Raw genomic sequence first — 15,123 nt, 5'->3', positions numbered from 1 at the left:
AATGCCTGTCCTGAAAACGCGTTCTGTCAGGGGAACGTGATCCCTGCCAACGGATGCCGCAGCGCCACGGCGTTCTTCACCGAGATGGTGTAGATCTTGCCGTCGCCAGCGACCACATCACTGAAGAAGAAGAACCCCTGCGCGGCACGCTCGTTCAAGCGGGCGAGCATCTGGTCCAGCGAGCTTTGGTTGCTTTCCTCGACCTGGTACTCCAGCGGGCCGTTCTGCGCCGAGCTCTTCTCGAACATCACGACGGTGCTGCCCTGCACCACCAGGGCCCCCTGGTACATGAAGCCCTGTGCGCCCAGCTCGCTCAGCTGCTGCTGCAGCGCCGCGCCGTTGGCGGCACCGGCATCGCGCAGGGTGTAGGAATAGGTGGTGGCCGAGGCGTCCTTCACGTACAGCGAGAAGAACTCGTTGCCCACCGCCAGCGGGCCGACGAAGCGGTAGCCGCGCGCACCCTGCGCGTTCAGTTGCGCGTCGAAAGCGGCACGGTCGACGGCGCCCGTGGCCGGCTGGCGCTCGTAGGAGTAGGTGTTGCTGCGCGAGGCGTCCTTCACATACAGCGAGCGCAGGTCGGACACCGAACCGTAGGACACGCCGGACTTGTACTGGAAGCCGTGGGTGCCCTGTGCGTTCATCTGCGCCAGCGCCGCATCGGCAGAAGCCGCATTGGGCTGGGTGGCGTACTCCAGCCGTACACCGGTGTGCGCCGTGTCGGACACGTAGAAGTCCCCGAACGCACCCGGCGCGCCCGAGGGCCCCATGGCGGAAAGGAATGCAAAGCCTTCCGCACCCTGCGCGTTCATGGCGGCGAGTGCACCCGCGAAGTCCGTGGCCGCGGGCAGCAGCCGGTACTGGCCCGTCACCACCGAGGGCGTGGTAGGAGGGGTGGGCGTGGTGGGAGGGGCGGGAGTGCCCGGGTCGGTACCACCACCGCCGCCACCATCCCCACCGCCGGGCGCGGGGGGCGCATCGCTCCCGCCCCCGCCGCCTCCGCAAGCCGCCAACAAGGCGAGCATGGCTGCGGCCGCCGTGCGGCGGCTGATGTCTGTGGTTCTGGTCGTGGTCCGGGTGAAATTCATGCTGAGACTGATACGAAAGCCAGGCCCCGAGAGGCCGGCGGGAAGAGAAAAAATAAGGGAGGCCGCCTGTGGCGTTAGAGCCACGGAAAGGGCTGCGCAGCGGGGGCCGAACCCGGCCACCCATCCCACGGCTGAGGTACATTCTTGTGACCTCCCGACCCCACGCCCACCCCTCCTTGGTGGGGTCGTGGTTACTCCATGCGGCAGACGCAACGCCGCAGGCGGCGCGCCCGCCAACGGCCCCCTGAGGGGCACTCGACAGCCCCCTCGCGACAGGATTGCCCTTGAACCCCTCTGATTTCCCCGATCCGCACAGCGTGCGTTACGCCCTGGTCGTGGACGACCATCCGCTGGTGGCGCGCGGGATGACCGAATTCCTGCGGTTACATAAGCAACTATCGGATGCAATCTGTGTGGGGACGGCGCAGGAGGCCTTGCACACCATCGCGCGGCGCGGCACGCCGGCCCTCGCCTTGGTGGACTTCTGGCTGGCCGACGGGGCCACGACCCATTTCGTGCGCGACATGCAGGCCCTGGCACCCGGCGTGCGCGTGCTCATGGTGAGCGGCGACAGCCACGGGGCCATCGTGACCAAGGTGCGCAGCAGTGGCGCACACGGCTTTCTCCATAAACAGCAGGACCCCGAGGTCTTCACCGCGGCCGTCGACGCCGTGCTGGCCGGCGGCACATGGTTCGATGCGCCGCTGCCCGACACGTCGGCCGCGCCGCTGTCGCGAGAGGTGCCCCTGCACCCCAGCGATCTCGGGCTCACGGCCCGCCAGGGCCAGATCCTGGCCTTCATCCTCGACGGCCAGCCCAACCGCCACATCGCCAAGGCGCTGAATGTCTCGGAGCACACCGTCAAGGAACACGTGACGGCCATCCTGGGCAAGCTCGAGGTGCGCAACCGCGTGGAGGCCATCACCAAGCTGCGCGGCGTGCGGCTGGAGATTCCGCCGCTCTATTGAGACGGCGGGGGCACCCCCCTCAAGACAGGGCCGAGGTGCGCCGCGCGGCCTCGAGCCAGCGCGTGAGCACGGCATGCAGTGCGTCCGGAGCGAGCGGCTTGCGAAACACCAGATAGCCTTCTTCCTCGGCCTGCTGCAGTTCAGGGATGCGCCCCTGGTCGGCGCTCACCATGGCGCCCCGTGCATGGCCGCAGCGTTCCAGCAGCGCCTGCAGCACGGCAAAGCCACTCTCGCCCGCCGCCAGGCGCTGGTCGCACAGGATGGCGTCGGGGGCAAAGCCCCGGTCCAACCATGCCAGGGCCTCGGGGCCACTGGCGGCCGTCTCGACGCGCAGCCCCCAGGACTGCAGCAGCTGGGCCAGCGCCGACGCGACCTGGGGATCGTCTTCCACCAGCAGGCAATCGCCTGCCAGCGACTGCACCCGCGTGGACGCCGCTGGCGGTGGAGGGGGCGGCAGGGGAGTGCCGGGCCCTGCCGCGGGCACCGCCGCCGCTACCGCATCCGGCGCGGCCAGCACGTTCAACCAGAAGCACGAGCCGCGCCCGGAGGTCGACTCGAAACCGTACTCCGCGCCGATCAGCCGCGCCGACCGCGCCACCACGGCCAAGCCCAGACCGTGGCCTTCCGCCCCCTGCGCCGCCTGCACGCCGCGGAAGTACGGGGCGTACACGCGGTGGCGGTCTTCCTGCGCCACGCCGGCGCCCGTGTCCCAGACCTCGATGCGCCATTGGCCCTGCCGCTGGCGCACGCCGATCAGCACCCCGCCGGAGCGGGTGTAGCGCAGCGCGTTCTGCGCCAGGTTGAAGACCATCTGCCGCAGCAGCGCCGGATCGGCCCGCACGCAGGGTTCGCGATGGCGGGGCAGGAACAGCCGCAGCCGCAGGCCGCGCATGGCGGCATCGGGGGCGAACACCGTGGCCACATCCTCGAACACGGCGCGCACGCGCACGTCCTCACGCCGCGCCACGAAGCTGCCGGACTCCAGCCGCGACAGGTCCAGCAGCGCGTTGAACATGAAGGACAGCGAACGCACGCATTCCTGCACGTCGCGCAGCACCGGGGCGAGTTGCGCGTCCGCATTGCGCTGCTGCGCCGTCTCCACCAGCAGGCCCATGGCATGCAGGGGCTGGCGCAGGTCGTGGCTGGTGGTAGAGATGAAGCGGTTCTTGTCCTCCAGCGCACGCTCGGCCTGCTCCTTGGCCAGCCGGTAGCCTTCGGCCAGCTGCTGGCGTTCGCGCTCCCGCTCGACCTGCTGCACCACGAACCGCCGCGATCCCCAGGCGTGCCGCAGGATCACCGCGCCGTACAGGGCCACCAGCGCCAGCATGGCCTGCCAGCGCTCGGGGAAGTACCAGACCACGGCCGCCAGGGTCGGCCCGTAGGCGGCGAGAAAGAAGGGCACGAAGATGCGCGGCTGCGGCGCGAGGAACGTGGTCCCCGACGCGATCACGGCGCAGATCACGAGGTACACGATGAGCCGGAACTCCTGCGGCGCACCCTGCGTGAGCAAGATGGGCAGGGCCCAGAACATGCCGTCGAGCCCCGCCAGCGTCTGGAAGATCCGCTCCCAGCGCGATACCACGGCGGCGTCCGAGAGCGCCGCGTCCCGATGGAAGCGCCGCTGCAGGAGCCACAGCACGGTCGCGAAGACGAGGAACGAGCCCCACCACGCCAGCATGGGCCCCGCGGGCGCGCCGGTGCGCACGTACAGCCACGTGAGCACGCCCGGGATGACGATCGCCGGGATCTCCGACGTTCCCCCGCGCGAGGCGAAGGAATGCAATAGCTGCCGGCGCGCCGACAGGTCCATCAGCACCTGGGGCGAATGCACCTCGGGCGCGGCGTCGGGCAGGCGCGATTCAGCAAACCGCGAATCGGGATAGCGGCTGTCGGGGGCGTTCAGCATCGTTCGGCAAGGGTGTGGACTGTGCGGCGAGAAAAGACGGCAGGCTCAGCCGCCCGGGAATTCACCGTCCACGTAGAACCAGCGCCCGTCCGTGCGCACGAAGCGGCTGCGCTCGTGCAGGCGGTGCGCCCGCCCGGTGGCGTCTCGCTGGCGGGCGACGAACTCGACCTCGGCGTGGTCCGGGTCCAGGTTGCGGTGCGCCCGCACCTCCAGGCCCAGCCAGCGCGTGCCGGCATCGAAGTCCAGCGTGGCCGGGCGCTGTGCGGGCGCCCACGTGGCCTGCAGATAGCGCGCGTCCTCGCGCACGAAGGCGGTGTAGCGCGACCGCATGAGGCTGGCCGCATCCGGCGCGGGGCAGTGATCGAAATGGTCGATGTAGCGCCCGCAGCAGTCCGCATAGGACAGCGGCCGGGCGCGGGCGTCCTGCCGGCCGCAGGGGCACGGCGCAGCGGAGGCGGCCGGCGCCGCCGTGGCGCGGCTCACTTCATGGCGCCGAACACGCGGCGCAGGATGTCGCTGCCGGTGCCGACCGGGTCGCGGCGGATCTTGCGCTCCTCCTCGCCGATCATCACGTACAGGCCGTCCAGCGTCTTGCCCGTCACGTACTGGGCCAGGTTGGCGTCTTCCTTGCGCAGCAGCCCGTAGGCTGCGGCCTTGCCGGCGAAGCTGTTGTACTGCTGCGTGAGGCCGACCTTCTCGGTCGCCTGCGTCACCACCGGCAGAAAACGCTGGCCCAGGGGCGCGCGCGTCTTGGTGGCGAAGAACTCGGTCACCGAGGTCTCGCCGCCCGCCAGGATGTTCTTGGCGTCGGTCACCGTCATGGACTGCACCGCGCCCACCAGCAGGTCCTTGCCCATGGGCACGGCCTGCTCGGCCGCGCGGTTCATGGTGGTGACGAGCTCATCGATGCGCCGGCCCTGGCCGAACTGGCGCAGCAGCTTGGCGGCGCTCTCCAGTTGCCCCGGCAGCGGAATGCGCACCTTGGGGTTGCCGAGAAAGCCGTCGGTCTGGCCGAGCAGCGCCACCGCGGCTTCTGCGCCGCGGGTGAGCGCGGTCTTGACGCCGCTGCTGGCGTCGGCGTTGGACAGATCGGCCAGCGCGAGCGCCTGCGCGTGCCGGTACGTGCCCAGCAGCAGGGCGCCGACGGCACCCAGGCCAGCATGGTGAAAATTGCGACGTTGCATGGCGGAGTCCTTCCCGAATCCAGGGAGACGAAAGCGCGCCCTGAGCCGGCTATTTTTGCAGATGCCCGCGCTTAGAACGTGTTTACGATCTCGCAGGGGTCGCGTTGGAGCGCAATCGGAATGAGTGGACGCTTCGGATGCGCCGCATGGGCTCGTGCCCATGCAAGCATTCGAGGCGTTCAATCGCCCGATTTCGCTCCAATCCTTCGGGCAGTGGCGTTTGCGGGCGGTCTGCGCCGTTGCGACGCTTGTGGATAGCCGAGCTATCCACTGCGCACCGCGCCTTGCATCCCCTCCCGCAAACGCCGCTGCGCCACCCCTGGGAGATCGTGAACACGTTCTTAGGGCCTGTTCACACTATGTTTGCCAGATGCGTTGCGATGCCCACGGGCCAGGCGCCAGGTGCCAAACGAAGCTGGGGTGTACCCCAGCGAGGCTTGGCAACGCCGCGGATGGCCCGTGGGCATCGCAACCCGAAGGGAAGGCCCCACCGCCAGGCCACTCGTCGTTGCGTTCCTAGCCAAGGCCCCGGCCTTGGCGTCGTCACGCGCCTCGACGGGCGTGGCGGGGGAGGCCTTCGCACTGGCAAAAATAGTGTGAACAGGCCCTAGACTGCCGCGATCTGTGATGCAGCCGAAAGGGATGCGATGTTTGCAATGAGCGTGCCGTGGTGGGAGTTCGTCCTGCGGGGCGTGGTGGTCTACGTGTTTCTGCTGACCTTCCTGCGACTCACGGGCCGGCGCCAGACGGGGCAGTACGCGCCGTTCGACCTGATCCTGCTGCTGATCCTGTCGAACGCGGTGCAGAACTCCATGAACGCGGGTGACAACTCGCTGGTGGGCGGGCTCATCAGCGCCGCCACGCTCATCGCCTGCCATTCCGCGCTGTCGCAGCTCACCTACCGCTCCAGCCGACTGGCGCGCTGGGTGGACGGCACGCCCCAGGTGCTGGTGCAGAACGGGCAGGTGGACGCCGCCCTGCTGCGCCGCGAACTGCTGAGCCGCGAAGACCTGGACGCGGCCCTGCGCGCGGGCGGCTGCCTGGAGCTGCACGAGGTGGAGCGCGCCACCATCGAGACCAACGGCCAGATCACCGTGGTGCTGCGGCGGCGGGACAGCGCGGGGTAGTACCCGGCCGCTCGTCTTTGCGTCAAAACGGGCTGTAGCGCTTATCCCATAAGCGCACACAGCTACCCATTCGATAGCAAAGCTCTCAGGCCAGCGCCCTCTGGATGATGATCTTCTGCACATCGCTTGTGCCCTCGTAGATCTGGCACACGCGCACGTCGCGGTAGATGCGCTCGACCGGAAAGTCGTTCACCACGCCGTAGCCGCCCAGCGTCTGGATGGCGGCGCTGCACACGCGCTCGGCCATCTCGCTAGCGAAGAGCTTGGCCATGGCGGCCTCCTTCAGGCAGGGCCGGCCCGCATCGCGCAGCGCGGCCGCGTGCCAGATGAGCTGGCGCGCGGCCTCGATCTGCGTGGCGCAGTCGGCCAGCCGAAATCCCACCGCCTGGTGGTTAAAGATGGGCGTGCCGAAGCTCTCGCGCTCCTTGGAGTACGCCAGCGCCGCATCGAACGCGCTGCGGGCCATGCCCACGCTCTGCGCGGCGATGCCGATGCGCCCGCCCTCCAGCGCGCCCAAGGCGATCTTGTAGCCCTCGCCCTCCGCGCCGATGAGGTTGGCGGCCGGGATGCGGCAGTCGTCGAAGTTGATCTGCGCCGTGTCGCTGCTGTGCTGGCCGAGTTTGTCCTCCAACCGCGCCACGACGTAGCCCGGGTTGTCGGTGGGCACGAGGAAAGCGCTCATGCCTTTCTTGCCCGCCGCCTTGTCGGTCACCGCGATGACGATGGCGACGTGCCCGTTCTGGCCGCTGGTGATGAACTGCTTGACGCCGTTGATCACGTATTCATCGCCCTGGCGCGCGGCGGTGGTACGCAGCGCGGACGCATCGGAGCCCACATGCGGCTCGGTCAGGCAGAAGGCGCCCAGCATCTCGCCGCGGGCCAGCGGCGTGAGCCAGTCCTTCTTCTGCTGTTCGTTGCCGTAGCGCATGAGGATGGCGTTGACGGGGCAGTTGGTCACGCTGATGGCCGTGCTCGTGCCGCCGTCGCCGGCCGCGATCTCTTCGAGCACCAGCGCCAGCGTCACGTAGTCGAGCGCGGCGCCTCCGTAGGCCTCGGGCACGCAGATGCCGTAAGCGCCCAGCGCGGCCAGGCCCTGGTGCGCCTCTTTGGGAAAGTGGTGCTCCTTGTCCCAGCGCGCGGCGTGGGGCCAGAGTTCGGCCTGCGCGAATTCACGCACGGCGTCGCGGATCATTTCCTGGTCTTGGGTCAGCAGCATGGCGGGTTGTCTCCGGTGTTCGTTGTTCTGAAAGGGAAAGAAAGAAGGACGGGCTACCAGTGCGCGGCGCGGCGGCCGTCGTGGTGCAGCAGGCGGCCCTTGTCGGCGGGCGTCAGGCCGGCCAGCACTTCGCGCATGCCGCGCACGCTCTGCTCCACCGTCAGCGCGGCGCCGGTGCCGCCCATGTCGGTCTGCACCCAGCCCGGGTCGATGGTGACCAGCGTGGCAGCGGGATAGTCGTGCTGCGCGGCCGCCACGGCCATGTTCAACGCCGCCTTGCTGGTGCGGTACAGCCACGATCCGCTGTCCGGCACGCTGCCGATCTGCGACATGGACGACGACAGAAAGGCGAACACGCCGCGCGCGTCCGACACCATCGGCGCCACCTGCGGCAGCGCCTGCATGGCGCCCAGCACGTTGGCGTGCATGACGGCGTCGAAGTCGTCGCGTGTGGGCGGGGTGAGTGCGTTCGGGCGGCGGATGACGCCGGCCACGTAGAGCGCCACATCGATCTTCTCGCCGTCGAGCTGCCAGGCCAAGCCGCTCACGCTGGCGGGGTTGGCGACATCGACGGTGAGGGCCTGCGCGCCCAGCGCCTTTACGCGGTCGCGCCCGGCGTCGTCGCGCACGGTGGCGATGACGCGATCGCCCGCGTCGCGGTACTGGCGCACGAACTCCAGGCCGATGCCGCGGGAGGCGCCGATGACGAGGATGGTGGACATAACAAGCCTTTTTGGCCTCTAGCGCTTGATAGATAAGCGCCAGCAGCTATCATTTTTGAATCGACCGATCCGCGCCCTGCTCGTCGGCGATCTGCCGGGCATAGCGCGCCACCATGTCGGCCTGCGCCTCGGGCACGGCGGAGGAGCCGGTCTGGTCATGGATCATCTGGTTGAGCGTGGGCAGCACGTTGCGCTCCACCTGCGCCTCGGGCTGCCACAGGCGCGAGCGCATCAGCGCCTTGGCGCAGTGCAGATACGCCTCGCGCACCTGCACCTCGATCACCAGCTTGGGCCACCTGCCGCTCGCCGGCAAAGCGCCCGGTGTAGGTCGGTTCGTCGCGCAGGCGTGCCGTGCCGTTCACGCGCAGCGTCTCGTCCACGCCCGGCACCAGAAACAGCAGTGCCACGCGCGGGTCGTGCAGCAGGTTGGTGAGCGTGTCCAGCCGGTTGTTGCCGCCCGCGTCGGGCAGCAGCAGGTGCTGGGCGTCCGCCACCTGCACGAAGCCCGGCGGGCCGCCGCGCGGTGACGCGTCCAGCAGGCTGCGGCCCGCGTCGCCGCCGCTGGCAATCACGCACAGCGGCGACAGCGCGATGAAGCGCTGGCAGTGCGCGTCCAGGTGGCCCAGCTGCTTGCGCAGCGCCCGCTCGGCCGGCGCCGCATACAGCGCGCGCAGTTGCTCTTCGGTGGTGATCATTCGGCGTCCTGGCCGGCGCGGCTCTGGTGGATCGCGCTGTACATGTCGAGGAATTCGCGCCACGCCGGGTCGTAGGCCAGGACGATTTCGGCCTCCAGTTCAGGTGCGTGCGCGGCGGCCATCTGGCGCGCCAATCGCATGGCATACACGGGATCGTCCACATAGAAGGCCGCCACGCGCGACTGCATGGCCTCGGTGCGCGAGAACGCCTGGATGCCGCGCTGCAGGCGCAGCAGTTCGGCCTCCAGCGCATCCTGGGCGCTGCATGCGGCCTCGAACTCGTCCCGGCTGGCCACGGGGAAGCGCAGCGTCAGAAAGTAGGGCAGGTCGGCCCGCGTGGCCAGGGCATTCGCGCCATCGTGGAAGGTCAGCATATCGGGCGGCGCGTCGTCGTCCGCATCGCGGGCGCGCACCTCCAGAGACATCCAGCGGTCGTCCTCGTCCTGCGGAAAGTCATAGCTGCGGCCCAGCACATCGCGCTGGAAGGCATCGAAGACGGGCGGGAACGCCGACAGCGGTACGGCACTGGCCTGGGCCTCTTCGGGTAGCACGAAGTCGATGGGGCCGACACGCACGGAGAAGTCCCACTCGCCCAGCACGTGATCAATCAGGATGAAGGCCATATGCTGGGCCTGTTCCTGCAGGTCTTGCGGCACGCTCTTGGCGAACGACAGCTCCAGGCCGATGATGCCCCCCGCGTCATAGGACGCCACCATCACGTCGGCGCAGGCCAATTCGAAATCTTCCATGCGCATGGCGAAGTCGCTGCCCAGCGTGCGGCTACGAAAGGCCTGCACGGCGTAGGGCAGGGTCTGCGGGGCCTCGCGTACCAGCGCCTGGACGCTCTCAAACTGCTCGGTGTTGCCGTGCGCCGTGATCACCAGCCGGCCGCCGGCCTGGCCAGGCGTGCCTTCCAGTTCCACCGACAGGCTCGGGGCGTGGCGCTGCAGCACGGTGTTGGCGGCCTCCACGAAGTCCCGGCGTTCCAGCGTCTGCCACTGTTTCAGTCCGGCGGCAAAGTCACTCCAGAACGCGCTGATCTGGTCGGCAACCAGCGTGGAGGAAGGGGCGGCGGCATGCGTGTCTGTGGTCATCCAGCAAGTCTCTCGGTCAGGGGCAGCAGGCTGCCGGGATTACGTGAACCGACTGTAAGGCACAGAAGCAGGCGCCCCGGAGCTCAGACCAGCTCGATCGCCATGGCCGTGCCTTCGCCGCCGCCGATGCACAGCGTGGCCAGGCCGCGCTTCTTGCCGCGGGCCTGCAGTGCGTGCAGCAGCGTGACCAGGATGCGCGCGCCGCTGGCGCCGATGGGGTGGCCCAGCGCACAGGCGCCGCCGTTCACGTTGACGATGTCGTGCGAGAGGTTCAGCTCTTTCATGAGCGCCATGGGCACCACGGCGAAGGCCTCGTTCACCTCCCACAGGTCCACGTCGGCCGCGCTCCAGCCGGCCTTGGCCAGCGCCTTCTGCGTGGCGCCCACGGGCGCGGTGGTGAACCACTCGGGCTCTTGCGCATGCGTGGCGTGCGCGACGATCCGGGCCAGCGGCTTGCAGCCCAGCTCGCGCGCGGTGGATTCGCGCATCAGCACCAGCGCGGCCGCGCCGTCGTTGATGCTGGAGCTGGACGCCGCCGTGATGGTGCCGTCCTTCTTGAAGGCGGGCTTGAGGGCGGCGATCTTGTCCAGCTTGGCCTTGGCCGGGCCTTCGTCGACGCTCACCGTCACGTCGCCCTTGCGGGTGCTCACCGTCACGGGAACGATCTCGGCCGCGAAGGCGCCACTCTGCGTGGCGGCCTGGGCGCGCTGCACGCTGGCGATGGCGAAGGCGTCCTGCGCCTCGCGCGTGAACTGGTACTTGGCCGCGCAGTCCTCACCGAAGGTGCCCATCGAACGGCCGGGTTCGTAGGCGTCTTCCAGGCCGTCGAGCATCATGTGGTCGAAGATCTTGTCGTGGCCCATGCGGTAGCCGCCGCGGCCTTTCTTGAGCAGGTAGGGCGCGTTGGTCATGCTCTCCATGCCGCCGGACACCACCACGTCGCGGCTGCCGGCCACGAGCTGGTCGTGCGCGAGGATGGTTGCCTCCATGCCGGCGCCGCACATCTTGGACAGCGTCACCGCGCCGGTGCTGCGCGGCAGCCCGCCCTTGAAGCCCGCCTGGCGCGCCGGCGCCTGGCCCTGGCCGGCCATCAGGCAGTTGCCGAACAGCACTTCGTCGACCTTCTCGGGTGCGACGCCTGCGCGCTCCACGGCGGCGCGGATGGCGACGCCGCCCAGGTCGTGCGCGGCCAGCTCGGCGAAGTCACCCTGGAAGCCGCCCATGGGCGTGCGGGCGGCACCGACGATGACGACGGGGTCGCGGGTTTGCGGGTTCTGGGTGTTGATGGTGCTCATGGCATGTCTCCTGGAGGTGTGAAGGGAATCAGAGGGCCGCGCTCTGGTGGAAGCGCCGGCTGCTGTCGTAGGGAAAAACGTCGGGCACGTGGCCGGCGCGGATGCGGGCCTGGTGGCCCTGCCAGAACTGCGGGTCCAGCAGGTCGGCGTGGTGCTGCAGGAAGACCTCGCGCACCGCGTCGTTGCCCAGCAGGAAGGGGGCGAAGGTTTCGGGAAAGATGTCGCGCGGGCCCACCGACCACCACACCTCGCCGCTCATCTCGTCCTCTTCGTTGCGCGGCGCAGGCACGCTGCGGAAGTGGCAGTCGGTGAGGTACTCGATCTCGTCGTAGTCGTAGAACACGACCTTGCCGTGGCGCGTCATGCCGAAGTTCTTCCACAGCATGTCGCCGGGAAAGATGTTGGCGGCCACCAGGTCCTTGATCGCGTTGCCGAACTCGACCACGCAGTGCTCCAGCTGCGCGCGGGCAGCGGGCTGCGCCAGGCCGGCGTCGAAGGCCTCCTGCAGGTGCAGGTTGAGCGGCACCATGCGCCGCTCAATGTAGAGGTGCTTGAGAATGACCTCCATGCGTCCGTCGCCGTCCCGGTCGCTGATCTCCAACTGGCTGGGCGCGAACTGCTCGATCTCGGCCACCAGCGCATCGCTGAAACGCTCGCGCGGGAAAGCCACCTCGCTGTACTCCAGGGTGTCGGCCATGCGGCCCACGCGGTCGTGCTGCTTGACCAGCAGGTACTTGGCCTTGACCTGCTCGCGCGTGGTGTCCTTGGCGTGGTGGTGATGGTCCTTGATGAGCTTGAAAACGTACGGGAAGGAGGGCAGATCGAACACCAGCATCACCATGCCCTTGATGCCGGGCGCCAGGCGAAACCGATCGCTGGAGTAGCGCAGGTGGTGCAGGAAGTCGCGGTAGAACAGCGTCTTGCCCTGTTTGCCCAGGCCGAGCGCGGTGTAGATCTCGGCCCGCGGCTTGCGCGGCATCAGACTGCGCAGGAAGTGGACATACGCGCTGGGGATCTCCATGTCCACCATGAAGTAGGCCCGCGCAAAGCTGAACAGCATCTGCAGGTCATCCTCGCCGCAGAGGAGCGCGTCGATGTGCAGCAGGCCCTGTTCGCCGTGCAGGATCGGCAGCGCGAAGGCCAGTTCGGTGTAGCCGTTGATGATCTTGCCTACCGCATAGGCGCCCTTGTTGCGGTAGAAGAGGCTGGACAGTACCTGGATCTGGAAGTTGGTGCGGCGCTTGGCACCACCGAGCGCACGCTGCAATGCTTGAGCCACCAGCGCGGCATCCCGCGGCAGGTCGTCGAACCCGCACTGCAGGCGGAAGTTGTGGACGATGCGCTCCATGGCCGGCGCGAGGTCCTCGCCCTCGGGGTAGTAGACGCGGTACGCCGGTGTCGCCCCGGGTCGGTCGTCTTCCAGGTATTCGGTGCTGACCGCGGGGCGCACGAAGATGAAATCGTTGTGGAAGTGCGTGCGGTGCAGGATCTTGGTGGTAACGGAGTTGAAGAAGGTCTCCGCCAGCTCGGCCTGGTGGTGGTCCACGAGCAGGCCGATGTAATGCAGCTTGACCTGCTGCCAGACCTCCATGGGCTGCTCGCCCGCGTGCAGGTGGTGCTCCAGATGGTGCACGCACTCTTTCACGCGTTCGTCATAGAAGGCGATGCGCGCACTCTGCCCGCGTTGCTGGCCATGCCAGTCGGCGGCTTCGAAGCGGGACTTGGCCTGCGCCGTCTCCGCACGGAACAGGCGGTAGTGCCGGGCGAAGCCGTCCATCATCGCCTGCGAGATCGCGTAGGCGGTGGCGGAGTCGGGACGCGGGGGAAACACTGCGGGCCTCGTGGTGGTCTTGACTGCGCCGTGCCGAATCCCGCCCGCCTGCTGCCGGCGTCAGCCGCGCCGCGCCTGGGCGACGCCCTCGACCGCCGCCTTGTACACGGCATCCAGCCCCTCGGTGCCCGAGACGGTCATGTGCAGGTTGTTGATCAGGCCGTCCTTGAGCCCATAGCACCAGCCGTGCAGCGTCACCTTGTCGCCGCGGGACCAGGCGTCGGACATCACGGTGGTCTGCGCGATGTTCACCACCTGCTCGATGGCATTGAGTTCGCACAGCACGTCGTGCCGCCATTGCGGGTCGATGGAGGCGATGAGTTCGCGGTGGCGGTCACGCACATCCTTCACGTGGCGGATCCAGTTGTCGGCCAGGCCGACGCGCAGGTCCTCCAGAGCGGCCAGCACGCCGCCGCAGCCGTAATGGCCGACGACCATGAGGTGCTCGATGTGCAACTGGTCCACCGCGTACTGGATGGTGGAAAGGCAGTTCAGATCGGTCGGCACCACCACGTTGGCCACGTTGCGGTGGACGAAGACCTCGCCCGGTTCTAGGCCCGTGATCTGGTTGGCAGGCACGCGGCTGTCCGAGCAGCCCACCCACATGTACTTCGGCTTTTGCTGGGACAGGAGCCCGGTGAAGAATCCGGGACGCTCGCGCTCCATCTGGGCCGCCCACGCTCGGTTGTGGACAAAGAGGTCGTCGATGGAGGAGGTCGTCATGCGTCTGGCTTTCTTCAGGGATCAGGGGTTAGCAGGTTTCTGCAAACAGTTCGCGGCCGATCAGCATGCGGCGGATCTCGCTGGTGCCCGCGCCGATCTCGTACAGCTTGGCATCGCGCCACAGGCGGCCCAGGGGGTACTCGTTGATGTAGCCGTTGCCGCCGTGGATCTGCACGCCCTCGCCCGCCATCCAGGTGGCCTTCTCGGCGCACCACAGAATCACGCTGGCGCAGTCCTTGCGCACCTGACGCACATGGTCCGAGCCCAGGAGATCGAGGTTCTTGGCGACGGTGTAGGCAAACGAGCGGCCGGCCTGGAGCACGGTGTACATATCCGCCACCTTGCCCTGGATCAGCTGGAACTCGCCGATGCTTTGGCCGAACTGCTTGCGGTCGTGAATATAAGGCACCACGTTGTCCATCACCGACTGCATGATGCCCAGTGGCCCGCCCGTGAGCACAGCGCGTTCGTAGTCCAGACCGCTCATCAGCACCTTGGCGCCGTTGTTCACGCCGCCCAGCACCTGGGAAGCCGGTACCTCCACGTTCTCGAACACCAACTCGCCCGTGTGGCTGCCGCGCATGCCCAGCTTGTCCAGCTTCTGGGCGACGGAAAAACCGGGCATGCCCTTCTCGATCAGAAAAGCGGTGACGCCGCGCGCGCCGAGTTCTGGCTCCGTCTTGGCGTAGACCACCAGCGTGTCGGCATCCGGGCCATTGGTAATCCACATCTTCGTGCCGTTGAGCAGGTAGTAGCCGCCCTTGTCCTCGGCCTTCAGCTTCATGCTGATCACGTCGGAACCAGCGCCAGGCTCGCTCATGGCCAGTGCGCCCACGTGCTCGCCGGAGATCAGGCGCGGCAGGTACTTCTGCTTCTGCTCTTCGGAGCCATTGCGGTTGATCTGGTTCACGCACAGGTTGCTGTGCGCGCCGTAGGACAGGCCAACGGATGCACTGGCGCGCGAGATTTCCTCCATCGCCACCATGTGCGCCAGGTAGCCCATGGCCGCGCCGCCATACTGCTCCGGCACGGTGATTCCGAGCACGCCCAAGTCACCCATCTTGCGCCACAGGTCCATGGGGAACTGGTCGGAGCGGTCGATCTCGGCGGCGCGAGGGGCGATTTCTGCTTGTGCGAAATCATGGACGGCATCCCGCAGTGCGTCGATGTCGTCACCCAGTTGGAAATTCAGGCCGGGCAGGTTGGCCGGTGCGGTCATAGGTGTCTCCTGGTTGTTGTGATGGAAGAGAGATGGAGGGGGAACACGTGGACGCGAC

13 protein-coding genes and 1 pseudogene are annotated in these 15,123 nt (G+C 68.1%); 2 read left to right on the top strand and 12 right to left on the bottom strand.

From position 1 onward, the window contains the following. Nucleotides 1–26: 26 nt before the first annotated feature. Nucleotides 27–1,022, bottom strand: coding sequence for a hypothetical protein (locus QE399_RS09260; RefSeq protein ID WP_309828175.1), 996 nt, complete (start codon nt 1,020–1,022; stop codon nt 27–29). Between the two features lie 341 nt (nt 1,023–1,363). Here QE399_RS09260 and QE399_RS09255 point away from each other — a divergent pair, with 341 nt between their 5' ends. Further along, the gene (locus QE399_RS09255; protein ID WP_405043411.1) at nt 1,364–2,053 is read left to right on the top strand and encodes a LuxR C-terminal-related transcriptional regulator; all 690 of its coding nucleotides are present in this window, start codon (nt 1,364–1,366) and stop codon (nt 2,051–2,053) included. A gap of 19 nt (nt 2,054–2,072) precedes the next feature. Here QE399_RS09255 and QE399_RS09250 read toward each other — a convergent pair whose 3' ends face one another. Genes QE399_RS09250 through QE399_RS09240 form a run of 3 tightly spaced genes read right to left on the bottom strand, consistent with a single transcriptional unit; the run spans nt 2,073 to nt 5,143 of the window. Next, nucleotides 2,073–3,959 (bottom strand): ATP-binding response regulator, encoded by a 1,887-nt coding sequence (locus QE399_RS09250; protein WP_309828172.1) that lies wholly within the window; start codon nt 3,957–3,959, stop codon nt 2,073–2,075. 45 nt (nt 3,960–4,004) lie between these two features. Beyond that, the gene (locus QE399_RS09245; protein WP_309828171.1) at nt 4,005–4,442 is read right to left on the bottom strand and encodes a YchJ family protein; all 438 of its coding nucleotides are present in this window, start codon (nt 4,440–4,442) and stop codon (nt 4,005–4,007) included. After that, nucleotides 4,439–5,143: a DUF4197 domain-containing protein gene (locus QE399_RS09240; protein WP_309828170.1), complete on the bottom strand. Its 705-nt coding sequence runs from the start codon at nt 5,141–5,143 to the stop codon at nt 4,439–4,441. Before QE399_RS09240 ends, QE399_RS09245 begins: the two co-directional genes overlap by 4 nt. A 647-nt stretch (nt 5,144–5,790) precedes the next feature. Here QE399_RS09240 and QE399_RS09235 point away from each other — a divergent pair. Next, nucleotides 5,791–6,270 (top strand): DUF421 domain-containing protein, encoded by a 480-nt coding sequence (locus tag QE399_RS09235; RefSeq protein WP_309828169.1) that lies wholly within the window; start codon nt 5,791–5,793, stop codon nt 6,268–6,270. A gap of 85 nt (nt 6,271–6,355) precedes the next feature. Here the strand turns inward: QE399_RS09235 and QE399_RS09230 are convergent, their stop codons facing one another. The 8 genes and pseudogenes from QE399_RS09230 to QE399_RS09195 form a co-directional block, all read right to left on the bottom strand. Continuing rightward, entirely contained in the window at nt 6,356–7,486 is a 1,131-nt protein-coding gene (locus tag QE399_RS09230; RefSeq protein WP_309828166.1) for an acyl-CoA dehydrogenase family protein, read from the bottom strand. Between the two features lie 53 nt (nt 7,487–7,539). Next, nucleotides 7,540–8,208 carry an SDR family oxidoreductase gene (locus QE399_RS09225; protein ID WP_309828165.1) on the bottom strand — a complete coding sequence of 223 codons (669 nt, stop codon included), beginning with the start codon at nt 8,206–8,208 and terminating at the stop codon, nt 7,540–7,542. Nucleotides 8,209–8,257: 49 nt separating this feature from the next. Next, a pseudogene (locus QE399_RS09220) lies at nt 8,258–8,903 on the bottom strand (pyridoxamine 5'-phosphate oxidase family protein). After that, a complete protein-coding gene (locus tag QE399_RS09215; protein WP_309828163.1) occupies nt 8,900–9,997 on the bottom strand; it encodes a hypothetical protein in 1,098 nt (365 codons plus the stop codon). Before QE399_RS09215 ends, QE399_RS09220 begins: the two are co-directional and overlap by 4 nt. 83 nt (nt 9,998–10,080) lie before the next feature. Next, nucleotides 10,081–11,292 carry an acetyl-CoA C-acyltransferase gene (locus QE399_RS09210; protein WP_309828161.1) on the bottom strand — a complete coding sequence of 404 codons (1,212 nt, stop codon included), beginning with the start codon at nt 11,290–11,292 and terminating at the stop codon, nt 10,081–10,083. 28 nt (nt 11,293–11,320) lie between these two features. After that, nucleotides 11,321–13,123, bottom strand: a complete 1,803-nt coding sequence (gene aceK / locus QE399_RS09205) for a bifunctional isocitrate dehydrogenase kinase/phosphatase (RefSeq protein ID WP_309828159.1) — start codon at nt 13,121–13,123, stop codon at nt 11,321–11,323. A gap of 60 nt (nt 13,124–13,183) precedes the next feature. Beyond that, complete coding sequence (can, locus tag QE399_RS09200; protein ID WP_309828157.1) at nt 13,184–13,846, bottom strand: carbonate dehydratase; 663 nt, start codon at nt 13,844–13,846, stop codon at nt 13,184–13,186. Nucleotides 13,847–13,874: 28 nt separating this feature from the next. Beyond that, nucleotides 13,875–15,065, bottom strand: a complete 1,191-nt coding sequence (locus tag QE399_RS09195) for an isovaleryl-CoA dehydrogenase (protein WP_309828155.1) — start codon at nt 15,063–15,065, stop codon at nt 13,875–13,877. Nucleotides 15,066–15,123 lie beyond the last annotated feature (58 nt).

It is taken from the genome of Paracidovorax wautersii (assembly GCF_031453675.1).
In the GTDB taxonomy this organism is placed as follows: Bacteria; Pseudomonadota; Gammaproteobacteria; order Burkholderiales; family Burkholderiaceae_C; genus Paracidovorax.
The sequence above is the reverse complement of the archived record's forward strand: the minus strand, read 5'-3'. Positions and strand labels throughout refer to the sequence as shown.